The 16,485-nt window shown below is 57.2% G+C and carries 17 protein-coding genes and 1 riboswitch; of the genes, 7 read left to right on the top strand and 10 right to left on the bottom strand.

What is annotated here, in order from left to right; genetic code table 11:
* Positions 1–211: 211 nt before the first annotated feature.
* On the bottom strand, positions 212–421 hold the full coding sequence (cspE, locus tag ABEA08_RS08105) for a transcription antiterminator/RNA stability regulator CspE (protein ID WP_345334790.1): 210 nt from the start codon (positions 419–421) through the stop codon (positions 212–214).
* Positions 422–906: 485 nt separating this feature from the next.
* Between cspE and ABEA08_RS08110 the strand changes: the two genes are divergently transcribed.
* On the top strand, positions 907–1,776 hold the full coding sequence (locus ABEA08_RS08110) for an amidohydrolase family protein (protein WP_345334791.1): 870 nt from the start codon (positions 907–909) through the stop codon (positions 1,774–1,776).
* A gap of 90 nt (positions 1,777–1,866) precedes the next feature.
* Positions 1,867–2,241 carry a group II truncated hemoglobin gene (locus tag ABEA08_RS08115; RefSeq protein ID WP_345334792.1) on the top strand — a complete coding sequence of 125 codons (375 nt, stop codon included), beginning with the start codon at positions 1,867–1,869 and terminating at the stop codon, positions 2,239–2,241.
* A 5-nt stretch (positions 2,242–2,246) separates the two neighbouring features.
* Here ABEA08_RS08115 and ABEA08_RS08120 read toward each other — a convergent pair whose 3' ends face one another.
* Positions 2,247–2,933, bottom strand: a complete 687-nt coding sequence (locus ABEA08_RS08120; protein WP_345334793.1) for a Dph6-related ATP pyrophosphatase — start codon at positions 2,931–2,933, stop codon at positions 2,247–2,249.
* Between the two features lie 167 nt (positions 2,934–3,100).
* Here ABEA08_RS08120 and ABEA08_RS08125 point away from each other — a divergent pair, with 167 nt between their 5' ends.
* Positions 3,101–3,640: an isochorismatase family protein gene (locus ABEA08_RS08125; protein WP_345334794.1), complete on the top strand. Its 540-nt coding sequence runs from the start codon at positions 3,101–3,103 to the stop codon at positions 3,638–3,640.
* Positions 3,637–4,131, top strand: coding sequence for a GNAT family N-acetyltransferase (locus ABEA08_RS08130; RefSeq protein WP_345334795.1), 495 nt, complete (start codon positions 3,637–3,639; stop codon positions 4,129–4,131). Before ABEA08_RS08125 ends, ABEA08_RS08130 begins: the two co-directional genes overlap by 4 nt.
* Before the next feature lie 30 nt (positions 4,132–4,161).
* Here ABEA08_RS08130 and ABEA08_RS08135 read toward each other — a convergent pair whose 3' ends face one another.
* From ABEA08_RS08135 to ABEA08_RS08145, 3 genes are read right to left on the bottom strand one after another with little or no spacing between them, the layout of a single operon-like run.
* A complete protein-coding gene (locus ABEA08_RS08135; RefSeq protein ID WP_345334796.1) occupies positions 4,162–4,830 on the bottom strand; it encodes a M15 family metallopeptidase in 669 nt (222 codons plus the stop codon).
* On the bottom strand, positions 4,824–5,969 hold the full coding sequence (gene dapE, locus ABEA08_RS08140; protein WP_345334797.1) for a succinyl-diaminopimelate desuccinylase: 1,146 nt from the start codon (positions 5,967–5,969) through the stop codon (positions 4,824–4,826). Before dapE ends, ABEA08_RS08135 begins: the two co-directional genes overlap by 7 nt.
* Positions 5,959–6,312 (bottom strand): ArsC family reductase, encoded by a 354-nt coding sequence (locus tag ABEA08_RS08145; RefSeq protein ID WP_345334798.1) that lies wholly within the window; start codon positions 6,310–6,312, stop codon positions 5,959–5,961. Before ABEA08_RS08145 ends, dapE begins: the two co-directional genes overlap by 11 nt.
* Before the next feature lie 230 nt (positions 6,313–6,542).
* Positions 6,543–6,716, top strand: a riboswitch (FMN riboswitch).
* An 85-nt stretch (positions 6,717–6,801) separates the two neighbouring features.
* On the opposite strand from ABEA08_RS08145, the gene ABEA08_RS08150 reads away from it, so the two are divergent.
* Entirely contained in the window at positions 6,802–7,710 is a 909-nt protein-coding gene (locus tag ABEA08_RS08150; protein WP_345334799.1) for a DMT family transporter, read from the top strand.
* 6 nt (positions 7,711–7,716) lie between these two features.
* Here ABEA08_RS08150 and crr read toward each other — a convergent pair whose 3' ends face one another.
* From crr to cysK, 5 genes are all read right to left on the bottom strand, one after another.
* Entirely contained in the window at positions 7,717–8,226 is a 510-nt protein-coding gene (crr, locus tag ABEA08_RS08155) for a PTS glucose transporter subunit IIA (protein ID WP_345334800.1), read from the bottom strand.
* Positions 8,227–8,246: 20 nt separating this feature from the next.
* Positions 8,247–9,941 (bottom strand): phosphoenolpyruvate--protein phosphotransferase, encoded by a 1,695-nt coding sequence (locus ABEA08_RS08160; protein ID WP_345334801.1) that lies wholly within the window; start codon positions 9,939–9,941, stop codon positions 8,247–8,249.
* 32 nt (positions 9,942–9,973) lie between these two features.
* Entirely contained in the window at positions 9,974–10,231 is a 258-nt protein-coding gene (locus tag ABEA08_RS08165; protein ID WP_345334802.1) for an HPr family phosphocarrier protein, read from the bottom strand.
* Positions 10,232–10,309: 78 nt separating this feature from the next.
* Entirely contained in the window at positions 10,310–11,812 is a 1,503-nt protein-coding gene (locus ABEA08_RS08170) for a methyl-accepting chemotaxis protein (protein ID WP_345334803.1), read from the bottom strand.
* A 126-nt stretch (positions 11,813–11,938) separates the two neighbouring features.
* Positions 11,939–12,913 carry a cysteine synthase A gene (gene cysK / locus ABEA08_RS08175; protein WP_345334804.1) on the bottom strand — a complete coding sequence of 325 codons (975 nt, stop codon included), beginning with the start codon at positions 12,911–12,913 and terminating at the stop codon, positions 11,939–11,941.
* A gap of 441 nt (positions 12,914–13,354) precedes the next feature.
* Between cysK and ABEA08_RS08180 the strand changes: the two genes are divergently transcribed.
* Positions 13,355–14,383, top strand: a complete 1,029-nt coding sequence (locus ABEA08_RS08180; protein WP_345334805.1) for an RDD family protein — start codon at positions 13,355–13,357, stop codon at positions 14,381–14,383.
* Between the two features lie 383 nt (positions 14,384–14,766).
* Complete coding sequence (locus ABEA08_RS08185; RefSeq protein ID WP_345334806.1) at positions 14,767–16,485, top strand: acetolactate synthase 3 large subunit; 1,719 nt, start codon at positions 14,767–14,769, stop codon at positions 16,483–16,485.

The raw sequence follows: 16,485 nt of genomic DNA on the forward strand, positions 1-16,485 counted from the left end.
GTTCTCATCCTCGAATCGCTGACTTTCTTGGCAAGTTGCTTGAAATCGCTGGAAGTATGCATCGTCGATGCTCGGGTCACTAATCAAAGCACTATTAGATCAAACTTTTAGTGCAATTGGTATTAGGTGTGGCGTTGGCGATGTAGTCGTGGAAAAACAGGTATAAAAAAAGCCAGCAGATGCTGGCTTTTTTTCGAAGATAAACTTCGAATTACAGAGCTGTTACGTTAGCAGCCTGTGGGCCTTTTTGGCCTTGCTCAGTTTCGAAAGAAACCTGCTGACCTTCAGACAGGGTCTTGAAACCGTCAGAAACGATAGCGCGGAAGTGTACGAATACATCAGCACCGCCGTTATCTGGAGTGATGAAACCGAAACCTTTCTCTTCGTTGAACCACTTAACGGTACCAGTAGACTTTGACATGAGTAAATCCTAATAAAAATAAGTAAAGCGAATACATTCTAACTGCGACCTGTCGTTGTGCAAGGAAAAACTTCATGACATTACCTAGTAAAGCAGATAGAGCAAAGAGTTCTAAAACGCATAAGATGTGTTTCGCACAAACGACATCGATCACAGAAGCCACAGCATACCAGAAACTTTCCTTAAGGGTAAAAATATTTGGTTTTTTTAATGATAATCGGCAGATAGACACTGAAATACCAAAGAAATCCGTACTGTCTGGACCTGTGTCGCATCATCATGCCAGTTGGAATGGCTGATTCCTGCTGGAAAAGTGGCTCAGACTTGTGTGGCGAGTCTGCCTCTGTCGCTCGCATGTAACCTCAGTCCGGTGGTGTCTTGTATCAGCTGGCCGGTTTTGGCTGTCTGAAAAGGCGCGTTATGTCATTGCTGTCGCTGATTGGTTCGGCGCAGGATCGGACGAATGTGCAGCGAGGAGGACGACAATGGTATTCCCCAAGGAGATAGGGGTGATCGATCTGATGATGCAGATCCCCGGTGCGGACAACAGTGGCTGGTACGAATTTATGAAGCCATTGCTGCTCGACAGTGAAAGCCGAGAGACGTTTAAGATGCCGGCTCAGTATATGTTTAAGGACATTCCGGACGCGGGCGAACAACCGGATTACATCGACTACACCTTGGCACTGATGGATCGCTTCAACATAGAGCGGGCGATGATCGGCATCGATGATGACAATGCGATCGCACAGCAAGCGCTGCGGCAGCACCCAGATCGCTTCTTCCCGTCCTACGAAGCCAACCCGAACAATGCGATGGCAGAGGTGCGCAAGATAGAGCGATTGCATCGAGAGTTTGGCTTGAAGGTGGTCACTGGCTTTCCTTCTGGTCTCTGCCCTCAGGTTCCGATCAACGATAAGAAGTGGTATCCGATCTACGCCAAGCTGGTGGAGTTGGGGTTGCCTTGTTGTGTCTGTGTCGGTGTGCCGGGGCCACGCTTGCCCATGGCGCCACAAAAGGTCGAGCTGTTGGATGAAGTCTGTTGGTTCTTCCCCGAGCTTAAGGTGGTGATGCGCCATGGGGCGGAGCCCTGGGACGAGCTGGCGTGCAAGTTGATGTTGAAATACCCCAACCTCCATTACTCAACCTCGGCGTTTTCTCCCAAGTATTATCCGCGCTCGGTGATCGACTTTGCCAATACGCGGGGGGCGGAACAGGTTCTGTACGCGGGCTATTTTCCGATGGGGATCTCGCTGGAGCGGATCTTTCGAGAGTTGCCCGAGGTGCCGCTGAAAGACGAGGTTTGGCCTAAATTCCTACGCGACAATGCGCGTCGGGTGTTTGCCTTGGATTGATTTATGCAGGCGGCTGTGACTGGGTTGGTTGAAAATGGGGTCGAGGCTGATATAAACGGGGCTCCGACAATGGCAAGGAGCGAGGCAGTTATGAACAGTCCTTATGAGGCGCTGGGAAGCGAGAGCGGTGTGCGGGCCCTGGTGGATCGATTTTATGATGTGATGGATGGGGATCCCAGTGTCGCGACGATCCGCGCCATGCACGGTGACAGCCTAGAGGGGATCCGCACCGGTTTGACCTTGTATCTGACCGAATGGCTGGGGGGACCAAAGGTGTTCTCCCAGCGTTCAGGGGGCATGTGCCTGACCGATGCCCACCGAGGTTTTGCGTTGAATGAGCAGGCTCGTGATGAATGGCTCTATTGTATGGAGCAGGCATTGGCCGACACAGCCCTAGGCACGGCTGAGCGCGACCAACTGAAAGCGGCGTTTTATCGGATAGCCGATTTTATGCGCAACATGTAGTCACCTTAGTCAGTACCTGCTGTATCACCGAGGAGATCAATAAAGCTGGCGTGCTCGGTGACAACCAGAGTGCCGCTTGTCACCGGGATGGGATGGCGGAACATGGGGCCATTCCAGGCAAAGGTATGAAACTCGCCATTTTCACCGCAGGGATCGATCCCGGCGGGCAGATCTGCCAATAACTGGTGATCAAACTCCCTGCCCAGCATTTGTTGATCCAACTTATCGTGTTGTAAGCAGACGATCCGAGCTTTCAGTCCCGCCGTGATCATGGTGTGGGCCAGATCTGGGGTGGCTCGCCCCCACAGAGGGAACAGAGGCTGGATCCCGCTGTCTTTTAACATGTCCACGCGATAGTCACGGACATCTTCGAGTAGCAGATCACCGAAGGCAAAGGCCTCCACGCCATCAGCGAGGGCTTGCTGCTGGAATTGGGTCATGCAGGCTTGATATTGCTCGTTGCTGCAGGGGAAAGGGAGTGGGATCCGATATAGGGGCAAACCTGCGCTGTGGGCTTGGGCGTCCAACAGAGACTCTCTAATGCCATGGATCGCCACGCGACCGGCTTCACGATTGATGGTGGTAAACAAGCCAACCAGCTCGATATTGGGGTCTTGTTGCAGTTGATGCAGCGCCCAGGCGCTGTCTTTACCGCTGCTCCAGGACAGTAGGGTGCGAACAGGATGTGACATGGCGGTGCTCGGGCTGGGGGATCAGGCCGCCTATAGTAGGGCCAAGGAGGAGGAATAACCAGCGGCGTTTTTTGGGGGGGACTTGCGCGTCGTTGTTGCGATCCCCATTGCAGCATTTCTTTTCATTCAATAGGATAGCGGTAATGACGCGGCGCAAGGAGCGAACCATGCTGGCCAGAGAACACAGTGCTTTGGTGTTGGTGGATGTACAGGGGAAATTGGCTCAAAGTATGGTCGATTCAGCGGGACTCATCGCGCGCCTGAGTGCTTTGATCGAGGGCATGAAGATATTGCAGGTGCCCATCTTTTGGGTAGAGCAGTACCCACAAGGGCTCGGGCCGACCCATCCGCAACTGCACGCCCTGTTGCAGCCTTTCCCTTGTTACCAAAAAATGAGCTTTGGGATCGGTGGTGTACCTGAGTTGATGAGCGCGATCGCCGACAGTGGGCGACATCAGTTGTTGATCTGCGGGATAGAAGCCCATGTTTGTGTCTATCAGTCGGCTCGGCAACTGCTCAGTGCCGGCTACGACGTCGAGGTGGTGGCGGACGGGGTTTCATCCCGAACGGAACAAAACCGGCAGATAGGACTGGCCAAGATGCAAAGCTTGGGGGCCAAGTTGACCTCGGTGGAGATGGCGCTGTTTGAGTTGGTGGCTAGCTGTGATGATCCCGCATTCAAACGGATCTTGGGGTTGGTGAAATGAGAATATCCGGTGTTAACGTGGTGGATCTGCCCGCCGTGCATGAGGTGATCCGGCAAGCGGTTATCCATGGTGTCCCTATCACCGATTGTCAGCGGCCAGAGCTGATGCAATGCCTCGACAGCAGTTTGAAGCAATGGCAGCGCTGGCCGGATCATGCGGTTCATCTGGCGGCGTGGCAGGACGATCACATCGTCGGGGTGATCCTGATCAAGCAGTATTGGAACCTGGCCAACCTGTTTGTGTTACCGGCTTATCAGGGCCAAGGCGTGGCAAAAGCCCTATTGCAACAGGCAATGATCCTGTGTGAGCCCCATGTCCCTCGGATCCGGCTGAACTCATCGGTCAATGCACAGGGGTTTTACCGCTCAATGGGCTTTGAACAGACCGGGGAGTGCTCGGGAGCGCCCGGTGGAGCCATTCCGTTTGAGTACTGGTTTGACGGGGTCCGTCGGACGGGGGCAGGCCAACACACGCAAGCCCTGATGAGTTGATCGGCGCACCGCGAGCGCTATTGGGTGCGGCTAGGGCTGGCTGATCCGAAAACAGTAGCGCTCAATCAGCCCGGGCAACTGCGACAGCACAGTATCTTTTAATGCCAGCGCGCTGCGCTTGAGCTGGCAGTCCAGTGCACTGCTGCTGTATTGGCGCAAAGCCGGTACGGCGATGGGGGCGTAGCTCAGGTGCCAGGGCTCGGGAGAGACGCCGCCAAGCGTTTGCTGGTAGGGACGAAAGAAGCCGTAGTCCGCCATGTTGGCGTCCAGCCACTGGGTCAGCGCATGGCAGGGTCCCCCCGGCTGGTACTCCCAGGGCTCCAGCTGCAGCTGTTGTTTGGAGATGGCCTGAGCATCAAACAGATCCAGATCGGTTCCCCAGTGGTGGCGCGACGCACCGGGCAGGGCGGACCAGGCTAAGATCGCATCGAGAATGTCGGCTTCGCTCATCGTCTGTACGTCGCAGCGCTCGCCGTGCGCATCGAGCAAGGTACGCTTGCCTTGAGCTTTACCATTGAAGATGGCCAGTTGGCGTTCGAATGAACGCCAGCCGGAGCACAAACCGATGTGGAAGCCTGCCTGTTGCGCGCCTTGGCAGAGGGCATCAAAGGCCCGTGCGGTACGACGCTCCAAGCGCTGGCCTTGGCAGTCGACCAAGTGCGAATCCTCCAAGCCCATCAATTGCTCAGGGGTTAACACAGCAGCTTCTCCATGATCCGCTCGTAGCAGAGGGCCAGTTGTTCCAAGTCGGCCACACGGACGCATTCGTTGATCTTATGAATGGTGGCGTTGCAGGGGCCCAGCTCGACCACCTGGGCGCCGGTGGGGGCGATAAAGCGGCCGTCGGAGGTGCCGCCAGAGGTTTGCGGATCGGTCTCTTGTCCGGTGATCTCCTTGATCGCACTGCAGGTGGCATCCAGCAGCAGGCCATGATCGGTCAGGAAGGGCTCGCCATTGAGCACCCAGCTTAAATCGTACTCCAGATCATGCCTATCGAGCACCTCCATCACCCGTACCTTAAGGGTATCCGCATGACTTTCGGTGCAAAAACGGAAGTTGAATTGCACACAAAGCTCACCAGGTACCACGTTGGGCGCGCCAGTGCCGGCGTGAATGTTGGCGATCTGGAAGCTGGTGGGCGGGAAGAAGGCGTTGCCGTGATCCCAGACGGTGCTGGCGAGCTCGGCCAGAGCGGGAGCGGCGGCATGGATCGGGTTGTGGGCTAGGTGCGGGTAGGCCACATGCCCTTGTACGCCTTTGACCGTCAACTGTCCGGTTAAGCTGCCCCGGCGACCATTTTTCACCACATCCCCCAGCCGCGTTGTGCTGGAGGGCTCACCGACGATGCACCAGTCGATCTTCTCGCCGCGCGCCTCAAGGGTTTCGATCACCTTGACGGTGCCGTTGATGAACGGCCCCTCTTCATCTGAGGTGATCAAAAAGGCGAGGTTGCCCTGGTGCGTCGGGTGTTTCTGCACGAATCGCTTGGTGGCCACCAGCGCGGCCGCCAAGGAGCCTTTCATATCGGCAGCACCCCGACCGTGCAGCATGCCGTCAATGATGGTGGGCTCGAACGGCGGTGTGTCCCACTGGCTGGGATCGCCGGTGGGCACCACATCGGTGTGGCCGGCGAAACAAAACAGCGGGCCCTGCTGGCCTTTGCGCGCCCACATGTTGGTGGTGTCGGCAAACACCATGGACTCGATATCAAACCCGAGTGGCGCAAGATACTCGGCCATCATCTGCTGACAGCCGGCGTCGTCGGGGGTGATCGAGGCACGGCTGATCAGCGCCATCGCCAGGGCAAGGACTTCGGAGTGGGGTTGCTCAGGCGCCATATTGGGTGATCCAGCGGTCGTAATCGGCGGCTTTAAAGCCGACCAAAATGTGGTTGGCGGATTCGAGCACCGGACGCTTGATCAGCGTCGGGTTGGCCAGGATCAACGCCTTGGCTTTGTCATTGTCCATCGTTTGCTTTTGCTCATCGGTCAGCGCTCGCCAGCTGGTGGAGCGGGTGTTGAGCAAAACTTGATGACCGACCAGTGACAACCAGTGCGCCACCTTTGCCTCATCCAGGCCGTCGATCCGGAAGTCATGGTATTGGTGCTTCCACTGCTGTTGTTCTAGGTATTTGCGCGCTTTACGGACGGTATCGCAGGTCTTGATGCCGTAGAGGATCATGTGGACAAACTCCGGTTGAAATCAAGCATATGGCCGGCATTGTGGCACTGGCTAAGGGTGCGGGCAAGCGCTCTATTGGGATCACACTCTGGCGCCCTCTGTGAAGCGGCCAGCATCCTCTTACTGTTGCTGGCTGAGAATGGGAGCGAACGTTCGTTGCCGGGCTTGTTGGTGGCCTGAGCCGGACGTACAATGGCGGCAGTTTCCAAGCCGTTGACGGCTTTGGAGTTGTCGATTCTCAGGGCAGGGTGAAAGTCCCTACCGGCGGTAGATTTTGTGGCCCGACTTGGTGTCCGCTGAATAAGCCCGCGAGCGCTCATCTTCGGATGAGGTCAGCAGATCTGGTGACGCTGCCTGCAGCCATTCCAGAGCCGACGGTGATAGTCCGGATGAAAGAGAACGCGGCACCGGCTCATGCAGTGGTGGCTTTTGCCTCGTTGCTCGGAGCGCTGCGATCTGTCCTGATCCCTGAAGTTGTTAGGAGTTTTCATGGATCAGTCTACCCATTCGCCATTGCGCGGTGCCTTCTGGATGCTACTGAGTGGGGTGGCATTTGCCATCATCAACAGCAGTAACCAATGGGTCGCTTTTGTGATGGGGTATGAGTTTGCCAATGTGGCCTTGTTTCAATACGCGATCGCAACGCTGATCTTGCTGCCCTGGCTGTGGCGGCAGGGGCTGGCAAGGAGTCTGCGCACGCAGCAACTGGGCTTGCACATCGTGCGGGTCGGGATCGCCGTAGCGGGGATCCAGTTCTGGTTGTGGGCATTGGCTTACCCGGTGCCGATCTGGCAGGCGATCGCCTTGCTGATGACGTCGCCCCTGTTTGTCACCATCGGTTCGGCGTTGTTCTTGCGGGAGCGGGTGGACGGCAAGCGCTGGGCTGCGACCTCGGTTGGCTTTATCGGGGCGATGATCATTCTGGCGCCTTGGAGTGAGGCATTTCATCTGTCGGCGTTGTTGCCGGTGATCGCGGCGGTGTTCTGGGCGATCTATTCCTTGATCACTAAGTCTCAGCTGCAGCGCGGCGAGAGCCCGAGCACCATTGTGTTCTATCTGTTTGCTTTGACCTTGCCGTTTAATGCGTTTATTGCGGCCCCGGTCTTTGCGCTGCCTCAGGCGTCGATGTGGCCGTTTTTGCTCTTGGTGGGGGTGCTGACGGGGATCGCGCAATTGGCCTTGACCAAGGCTTATCAGAGTGCGGAAGCCGCTTTTATTCAACCGTTTGATCTGGCGAAGCTGCCGCTGAATATCTTGGTGGGGTATTGGGTGATGGGATCGATCCCGCCTGGGCAGTTGTGGCTCGGCGCCAGCTTAATTGTCGGCGCCACCTTGTTTCTGACTCACAGTGAAAATCGTCAGGAGCGGCGCAAAGAGGCGGCACTGGCCGCCGGTTAACGGCGTTTACAGCTCGACGCGAAGGATGGGGGTGGTGCCTGCGACGACACTGCCCTCTTTTTTGTCCAAGGCACGGACATCTTCCATATTGGCGATGACCACTGGGGTTAAGGTGCTTTTGGCGTGTTCTTTGAGGTAGGCCAGATCAAACTCAAGGATTGGCTGGCCGGCTTTGACCTGTTGGCCCTCATCGACAAGGCGTTTAAATCCGGCGCCGCCCAGCTCGACGGTGTCGATGCCAAAATGGACAAACAGCTCTAGGCCCAGTGGCGATTCTAGGGAAAAGGCATGATTGGCGTCGAACAGACGACCTATGGTGCCGTCCAGAGGGGCGACGATCTGATCGCCTTCGGGTTCAATGGCGATGCCATCGCCGACGATCTTTTCGGAAAAGACCACATCCGGCACTTTTTCGATGGCGACCAACTGCCCGGAAACCGGTGCGAGGATATCGACGCCTTCCGACGGAACGTCCCGATCGGCGACTAAGCGACGTAATCTGCTGAGAAAACCCATTCAATGACCCTGTTTTTGCTTTATTTGTGGGTAGGAGATTGTTCAATGGTAGCTGAAGATCCCGCATTGACACAATCATTTAACAGGCTGTGCAGCTGATCGGTGCGAGAACAGGAGAGGGCTTGGGTTAATAACGATTGGCCGGGTGCCTCTTGGTACTGGCGAATGTGGTACTTGATGGGGCCAGAGCGGCTGGCGGGAATGCTGAGTTGGCGGATCCCCATGGCCAGCAGCAAGGGGATGGCTCTGGGATCGTTGGCCAGATCGCCGCAAAAGGAGAGCGGCAACTGGCAACGCGTGGCTTGTTGACAGATGTGGTTGATCAGGCGCAGCACAGGCACCGAGAGGGCGGGGTATTGCGGACTGACTCTGGGATTGAGTCGGTCGGCGGCGAGGCAGTATTGCGCCAGATCGTTGCTGCCGATACTGGCGAAGTCCAGATAGGGTGCCAGTAGATCCAGCCCCATCGCCGCTGCCGGGGTTTCAATCATGATCCCCACATCCAACGGAGGCCACAGCTCGAGCTCCTGTTTGACCTGCTCGAGCAGCTCGCGCAGTTGGATCAGCTCTTCGGTCAGGCTGATCATGGGGAGCAAGAGTTTGACGGGATAGTCACAGGCCAGTCGGACGACGGCGGCAAACTGCTGGCGCAGGCGCAAAGGTTGCTGCAGTCCGAGCCGGATCGCGCGTATACCCAGTGCGGGATTGGGTTCGTGCTGGGCCAATCCGGGCAGGTTTTTATCGGCGCCAAAGTCGAAGCTGCGGATCACCAGAGGTTTGCCTGCCAGTGTCTGGGCGATGGCTTGGTACAGCGTGAACTGACGCTCTTCACTGGGCCAACCGCCTTCGGCCATATAGAGAAACTCGCTTCTGAGCAGGCCGACGCCATCGAGGTGGTTTTGCGCCACTTGCTCGGCCTCCTCATCGCTGCTGATGTTGGCGCCCAGCCAAATGGCCAGTCCATCCGCGGTTTGAGCAGGCTCTGATCTGAGCGCGTTGAACGCGTGCTGGCGTTGCTGCCAATGTTGCAGTCCCTGTGCAAACAGGTGCTGATCATGCGGGGTGCTGGCTAGGATCAGTTGGCCCCGATCACCATCGAGCAGCGCCGGGCCGGGCGTTAATCGGCTGCAGGGATCCGTCATCACCAAGCCCGGTAGTCCGGCGCTGCGCAGCAAGATGGCGAGATGATCGGTGGCGGTGCCGTGCCCGAGGATCAGTGCAACCAGGTGGTGTTTCGGCAGTTGGATGAATTCCGCCGCAGTGAGATCCGGCACGAGCAGGATCGTTGGCTCGGTCAGGATCGAGGGCAATTGCAGTGACTCGCCACGACTGCGCCGGGCCAGGCGCTGACCGAGCTGGACGACGTCGTTGGCGCGCTTGGCCATTTGTGGGTCGTCCAAGTCAGAGAGGCTCCTGGCATGTTGGCCAAACAGTGCGGTGATGGCGTCGCTGAGCGAGGGCGTCTGTTGCAACTGCTGTAGCAACTCCTGTAGCAGTTCAGGATCCGCCAGCAGCAGATGATCGGCTTGCAATAACTGATGCTGGCTGGGGGTCAGCCCGTCATGGCTCAACAACTGCGCTAGGGCATTAGACTCTTGCTTGAGCAGCTGTTCTGGCGATAACGCTGGGCTCGCAACCGTTTGAAATTGACAGGGGAGGAGTTGGCCCATTGCCATGCCCGGACTGATGGGGGTTGCACTGAAGACTTTTGACATTCCGTGTCGCTCCGTTATCGAGGGATAAAGGCTCAGCTGAGCTCGGTCAACAGTTGGGCTAGGGTCGTCACGGCTTGTTCGGCTTGTTCGCCTTCGGCACAGATGGCCAGCTCTGTTCCCAGTCGCAGGTTGAGGGTTTGCAAACGGAACAAACTTTTTGCGCTGGCTTGGCGGCCATGACTGACAATGGTGATGTCGCAGGGGAATTGCTGGGCGGCTTTAACCAGCACGGCGGCCGGGCGGGTGTGCAGGCCGTGGGGGCAGGTGATGGTGACAAGGCGTTGATACATGACCCAGATTGTTCGGTAACGGGGCTGTGGCTGGCAGCATACTGTTACCGAACATGGGGGTCAATCGACTCCTGCCGGTTAAACCTTAAACTGGCCTACGAGTTGATCGAGCTCTGTGCCTAACTGTTCAAGCTGACGGGCGGCTGACAAGTTACTTTCATCGGCCTTGACGCTGGCTTCGGTCAGCTCTGCGATGGATTGCGCGTTCTGGCTGATCTCATTGCTGACCTGGCTTTGCTCTTCGGTGGCGGTGGCGATCTGCGCGCCGCGTTGCTCGATGGCGTTGATCGCGGTCACGATGCTGTCCAGGGCCTGATTGGCGTGGCTGGATTGTTGCTCCAATTGTTGGAACTGGTCGAGCGAACTGGCGGCGGCATCGGTGACTTGTGACACGCCACCATGAATGTTGGAGACAATGGCTTGGATCTCATCGGTCGACGATTGGGTGCGGGTTGCCAGTGCGCGCACCTCATCGGCCACGACGGCAAAGCCGCGGCCATGTTCGCCGGCGCGGGCGGCCTCGATGGCGGCATTGAGTGCCAGCAGGTTGGTTTGATCGGCGATGTTGCGGATCACTTCCAGAATGTTGCCCACCTCTGCACTGTGGCGCGTCAGTTCATCGGCGGTTCGTGCGGTTTGGTGCAGATCGCGCGAGAAGGTCTGCACCAGTTCGTGGGTGCCTTTGACCGCGGCGCGGCAAGTTTGTACCTGGCTGTCGGCCGCACCGGCGTCGCTGGCGGCGGCTTGGGTTGACTGGGCCACCTCATGGGTGCTGGCCAGCATTTGATCCATCGCGCTGGCGACCGATTGGGTTTCTGCGTGCATGCGCTGGCCGATCTGCTGCGTTTGCTGAGCGGTGACGCTTAGGCGCGCCGCACTTTGATTGATGTCGTGGCTCATGGGTTGAATGTGACCCACCATGTTGGCCAACTTTTCGGTAAAGCGATTAAAGCTGCGGCTGAATAGGGCGATCTCGTCATTGCCCTGATCGTCGAGGCGGCGCTTGAGATCGCCGTCGCCATCGGCGATCTCCGCCAAGGCGGCATTGGCTTGGCGGATCGGTTGGGTGATGGAGAAATTCAGTAACATAAACAGGGCGGCAAGCGGCACCGACAAGACCACCAAGTAGAGGGCATAAGTCTTCCAGATCTCGACCATCTGCGCATCGACCGGTGCTTTGGCACTGAACAGAACTAGGGTGTGGCTCTCCAGAGCGCGGCTGCTGAGCCAGCCGTTAACGTCGGCGATCGTTTGTGGCGCTTGGGCGTGCAGGGCTCGGGCACGCTGCTCAATGTTGGCGGTGCTGCCGGAGGTTCGGATGATCTGGCCTTGGGGATCGAGCAGCAGCAGCGCCTGATCAGGATTGGACAATTGATGCCAGTCGACGCCCTGCCATTGTCCATTTGCTAAGGTGGCGCTGAGCCAGTTGAGGCTGTTGCTGTGCTGGCGCTGCTCGCTGCGCTCCAGTTGTGAACGCTGCTCTGACAGAGCCAAGTAGGTGTATACCGAGGTGCCCAGCGCGGCCAATGCCAAAAGAAGTAGCAGTCGATGGAAGATGGTCAGGCGGCGAAGTGAGGTCATGATCTCAACCTAGAAAGAATTAGCGATCTTCAGTTTGCCTGTTTGTTGGAGAGCTGTCACGAAGCGGATGTTGTAAAAAAGGCAGCGAAAAGCTGCCTTTTCTCAATTAGTTGAACAAGATCCAGGTTATTGAACGTTTTCCTGCTCGGTGAATACGCCTTGAAATAAAACGCTCGAGAGATAACGCTCCGCTGCGGAGGGGAGTACGACAACGATGGTCTTGTCTTTGAGCTCTGGTCGTTGCGCGATCAATTTATTGACGGCAACCACGGCGGCGCCTGAGCTGATCCCAGCTAGGATCCCCTCTTCGTCCATCAGGCGACGGGCCATGTCGACGGACGCCTCGTTGCTGACGGTGATCGCTTGATCAACCATCTCAAGATCCAGATTGCCGGGAATAAAACCGGCGCCGATCCCTTGGATCTTGTGAGGGCCTGGGGTTAACTCTTCACCCGCCAATGCTTGTGAGATCACCGGTGAATCTTCCGGCTCTACCGCAACGGTGTGGATCGCCTTGCCTTGGGTCAATTTGATGTAGCGGCTGGTGCCAGTCAGGGTGCCACCAGTGCCGACGCCGGCAACGAAGACATCGATCTTGCCATCGGTATCGTCCCAGACTTCGGGCCCGGTGGTTTGTTCGTGGATCTCGACGTTCGCCGGGTTTTCAAATTGCTGCAGCAATACATAGTTGTCCGGGTTGCTGTCGCGGATCTCTTCGGCCTTGGCCACCGCGCCTTTCATCCCTTTGGCGCCTTCGGTCAGCACCAGGTTTGCGCCCAGTGCCTTGAGCAGCTTGCGGCGCTCCAGGCTCATGGTATTGGGCATGGTCAGGGTCAGCTTGTAACCCCGAGAGGCCGCCACGAAGGCTAGGGCAATGCCAGTATTGCCTGACGTTGGCTCGATGATCTCTTTGCCTTCACCGAGCAGTCCTTTTTTCTCGGCGTCCCAGATCATGTTGGCGCCCAAGCGACATTTCACACTGAAGGAGGGATTACGCGCCTCGATCTTTGCCAGTACCTGAGTGCCTTCGGTCACCCGGTTCAGCCGAACGAGCGGTGTGTTACCGATTGAAAGGGAGTTGTCTTGGTAGATCTTTGCCATGGTGTTCATCCTGAGCTGGAAAAGGTTTGCGATCGCGGTTGATCTTATACCCATAGCTTATCCATTGAATTACTGCGAGGAAGTGACGTTTCGTCATGCCTTATTCCTAAACGTAATTACTGCAAATTATTTGGGAATAAAACGAAAGGGCAGCGCGCAGCTTGCCCTGCTGCTTGTGGTGAATGGCGTTGGGGATCTGTGCCGGGTAAGCCGGCCAATGCGGCGCTCCACGCTTGCGTGCTGCACGACGATGGGATCGCGTCCGAGCCGCGGGGTCGTCGCTCTGGATCGTTTTCTCCTGGTGTCTTGGCGAGCGCTGGCTTGTCTTGGTGCGGGAGGCAGGACAAGCGGCTACGCGCGTGCTGGGGCGCTGGGCGGCGGTCTGGTTGAGTTTTGATCTTGAACTGGTAATTTGACAGCTGAGCTGACAAGGAGTGTGCTGTGGCTGTTCAAACGGATCCGCGGGATATCGTAACCCCCGACGCTTTTGAGTTGGATAAGCGTTTACTGAATCGACCTTTGGCTTCACCTTGGCGCCGGGCGGTCGCGCTGTTGATCGATCTGCTGGTGGTCGCCATGGTAACGGGATCCGGTGGGCTCGTGTTTGTGCTCTTGGTGCTGTTGACTTGGCGCATACGCAGGCGCCAGTGGCGCGCGGGGACGTGGGCCATGTACTTATTGTATTTTCTGTTGGCCGCGTCGCTGATCCCACCGTTGTATAAGGCGTGGCAAGGGCGCACGGCGGCGGTGGAGGGCGATCCACAAGCGCTGAGCCTTACCTTATCGGATGTCGGCAGCAGCACCTGGGCATTGATCCAGCTGGAGCTGTGTGCTGACTTGGCCTGTATGGCCCCCCACTTCCCTGCGCTGGCGGGATTGTCTGAGCCGTTGAGTCTGACTGAGCGGCGCGATTTGGCGGATGAGTTGCTGGATAACCTCGCGGGCGAGGAGCGGGTTGCGGCGCAAGCGCAGCTTGCCCAAGTGTTGGCGCTGGACGACGAGCCGGCGGGAGCGCCTGTGGTTGTGGATCCGAGCGCGGCGTTCGAGGCGGCGCTGGCGCAAGAAAAGCGTCGTAGTGAGAGGTTGAAGGCGGAGCTGTCTCGGGTGAAAGAACAAGAGCACAGTCCGCTAACCTGGCTCAAAGGCACTCTGAAAGATCTGGGTCTGGGCTTTGGTCTGGCCGCGTTCTATTTCACCTGTTTTGTGGCGTGGTTTGATGGCCAGACGGTCGGCAAAAAGTTGTTGCGCTGCCGGGTGCGGCAATTGGATGGCACGCCTCTGTCTTTGTGGGATGCATTTGGCCGTTATGGCGGCTACAGCGCCGGCTTGGCGACCGGATTGTTGGGGTTTGCCCAAATATTGTGGGATCCAAACCGGCAGGCGATCCACGATAAGATCTCGGCAACCGTGGTGGAGGATGTCCGGGCGAGGGCGCGACTGAAAGCGCGTCAGCGGCGACGGCAGCGATGATCGGCCATGACGTTGCGCAGTCGCCTTTGTGCCGGGGTGTGCGCTCAGTGAGGGGGTTTGCTGTTCGAGTACATGAATAAATTTGGTGTTTTTTTGCCATATTTATCGCTCCATGAACGCGAGAAATGATGAGCTTTCACTCTGACAATTCAGTGATTTGGTGCGGGATCCTGGCCAAAGGTGAAAAGGGCGTTTTTATTCATATTTATTGCTCTGATGTTATAACTAAATTGTTGCTACAGATCCGGGCTGTTTCAGGTTAGTGTTTGGCTAGAGATCGCGGCGGGCGAGCATTCGCCTGCGGCAGAGTGGTGGCGTGACTGCCCTGATCTCGACAGTGATTAGGCTACGAATAAGCCCTAACCCTATAACCTGGAGGCGACATGGAAATGTTATCCGGCGCGGAGATGGTCGTCCGCTCGATGATCGATCAAGGCGTGAAACACATCTTCGGCTACCCCGGTGGCTCAGTTCTCGATATCTACGATGCCCTGCATGAAAAAAGTACCATAGAGCATGTGCTGGTGCGCCACGAACAGGCGGCGGTGCATATGGCCGACGGCTATGCCCGCGCCACCGGTGAGGTCGGTGTGGTGTTGGTAACGTCCGGACCCGGTGCAACCAATGCGGTGACCGGTATTGCGACGGCGTATATGGATTCGGTGCCCATGGTGGTGCTGTCTGGGCAGGTAATGTCCGATCTGATCGGCAATGATGCGTTTCAGGAGTGCGATATGGTCGGGATCTCTCGGCCAGTGGTGAAACACAGCTTCCTGGTCAAGAAGGCCGAAGATATTCCGGCGATCATCAAAAAGGCGTTTTATTTGGCCGCCAGTGGTCGGCCTGGGCCCGTGGTGGTGGATCTGCCCAAGGACATGCTGAACCCGGCGAACTGTTATCCTTACGAATACCCCGAATCGATCAGCATGCGCTCCTACAACCCAACCTTGCAAGGGCACAAGGGGCAGATCAAGCGGGGGTTACAGGCGCTTTTGGCGGCTAAGCGGCCGGTGTTGTACGTTGGCGGCGGTGCAGTGATCGCTGAATGTGATGGCCAGATCCGTCAGCTCGCAGAGCAGCTTAATATCCCGGTGATCTCGACCCTGATGGGCTTGGGCGCCTTTCCCGGCACCCACGAGCAAGCACTGGGCATGTTGGGGATGCATGGCACGTACGAAGCCAATATGGCGATGCACCATGCGGATCTGATCTTCGGGATCGGGGTGCGGTTTGATGATCGCACCACCAACAATGTCGAAAAATATTGCCCCGATGCGACCATCTTGCATATCGATATCGATCCCTCTTCCATCTCTAAGACGGTGAACGTTGATATCCCTATTGTGGGCTCTGCTGATCAGGTTCTGAACAGCATGGTCGCCATGCTGGCGGATCACCTCGCGGAGCGAGAGAACAGCCAATTAGCGCCTTGGTGGGATGATATCGCGACTTGGCGGGCGCGCCAGTGCCTGAGCTACGACAGCACAGGCCCGCGGATCAAGCCGCAACAGGTGATAGAGACCTTGCACAAGCTGACGGATGGTGACGCCTATGTGGCGTCGGACGTGGGCCAACATCAGATGTTTGCCGCGTTGTACTACGCCTTCGATAAGCCGCGTCGTTGGATCAACTCTGGCGGTCTCGGCACCATGGGATTTGGCTTACCGGCGGCCATGGGGGTGAAGTTTGCGTTGCCGGACGCAGAGGTGGTGTGTGTCACCGGCGATGGCAGTATCCAGATGAACATCCAGGAGCTGTCGACGGCGCTGCAGTACGATATTCCGGTTAAGATCATCAACCTAAACAACCGCTTTCTTGGCATGGTTAAGCAGTGGCAGGACATGATCTATCAAGGGCGGCATTCCCACTCCTATATGGACTCGGTGCCGGATTTTGCGGCGATCGCCGAGGCTTATGGCCATGTCGGTGTGCGCATTGATGATCCCGCCCAGCTGGAGTCTCAATTGGCCGATGCGCTGGCGCTGAAGGATCGTTTGGTGTTTGTCGACATCAGTGTCGATGAGACCGAGCACGTCTATCCGATGTTGATCCGCGGTGGCGCGATGAATGAGATGTGGCTGAGCAAAACGGAGCGAACCTGA

It is taken from the genome of Ferrimonas pelagia (assembly GCF_039543565.1).
GTDB lineage: Bacteria > Pseudomonadota > Gammaproteobacteria > Enterobacterales > Shewanellaceae > Ferrimonas > Ferrimonas pelagia.

What these genes read in the sequence shown, in the direction of transcription:
- crr (WP_345334800.1), bottom strand. Translation starts at nt 8,226, where the DNA reads ATGGGTTTTCTCAGCAGATTACGTCGCTTAGTCGCCGATCGGGACGTT.
- ABEA08_RS08145 (WP_345334798.1), bottom strand. Translation starts at nt 6,312, where the DNA reads ATGATCCTCTACGGCATCAAGACCTGCGATACCGTCCGTAAAGCGCGC.
- cspE (WP_345334790.1), bottom strand. Translation starts at nt 421, where the DNA reads ATGTCAAAGTCTACTGGTACCGTTAAGTGGTTCAACGAAGAGAAAGGT.
- ABEA08_RS08130 (WP_345334795.1), top strand. Translation starts at nt 3,637, where the DNA reads ATGAGAATATCCGGTGTTAACGTGGTGGATCTGCCCGCCGTGCATGAG.
- dapE (WP_345334797.1), bottom strand. Translation starts at nt 5,969, where the DNA reads ATGGCGCCTGAGCAACCCCACTCCGAAGTCCTTGCCCTGGCGATGGCG.
- ABEA08_RS08185 (WP_345334806.1), top strand. Translation starts at nt 14,767, where the DNA reads ATGGAAATGTTATCCGGCGCGGAGATGGTCGTCCGCTCGATGATCGAT.
- ABEA08_RS08170 (WP_345334803.1), bottom strand. Translation starts at nt 11,812, where the DNA reads ATGACCTCACTTCGCCGCCTGACCATCTTCCATCGACTGCTACTTCTT.
- ABEA08_RS08110 (WP_345334791.1), top strand. Translation starts at nt 907, where the DNA reads ATGGTATTCCCCAAGGAGATAGGGGTGATCGATCTGATGATGCAGATC.
- ABEA08_RS08165 (WP_345334802.1), bottom strand. Translation starts at nt 10,231, where the DNA reads ATGTATCAACGCCTTGTCACCATCACCTGCCCCCACGGCCTGCACACC.
- ABEA08_RS08115 (WP_345334792.1), top strand. Translation starts at nt 1,867, where the DNA reads ATGAACAGTCCTTATGAGGCGCTGGGAAGCGAGAGCGGTGTGCGGGCC.
- ABEA08_RS08120 (WP_345334793.1), bottom strand. Translation starts at nt 2,933, where the DNA reads ATGTCACATCCTGTTCGCACCCTACTGTCCTGGAGCAGCGGTAAAGAC.
- ABEA08_RS08160 (WP_345334801.1), bottom strand. Translation starts at nt 9,941, where the DNA reads ATGTCAAAAGTCTTCAGTGCAACCCCCATCAGTCCGGGCATGGCAATG.
- ABEA08_RS08150 (WP_345334799.1), top strand. Translation starts at nt 6,802, where the DNA reads ATGGATCAGTCTACCCATTCGCCATTGCGCGGTGCCTTCTGGATGCTA.
- ABEA08_RS08125 (WP_345334794.1), top strand. Translation starts at nt 3,101, where the DNA reads ATGCTGGCCAGAGAACACAGTGCTTTGGTGTTGGTGGATGTACAGGGG.
- cysK (WP_345334804.1), bottom strand. Translation starts at nt 12,913, where the DNA reads ATGGCAAAGATCTACCAAGACAACTCCCTTTCAATCGGTAACACACCG.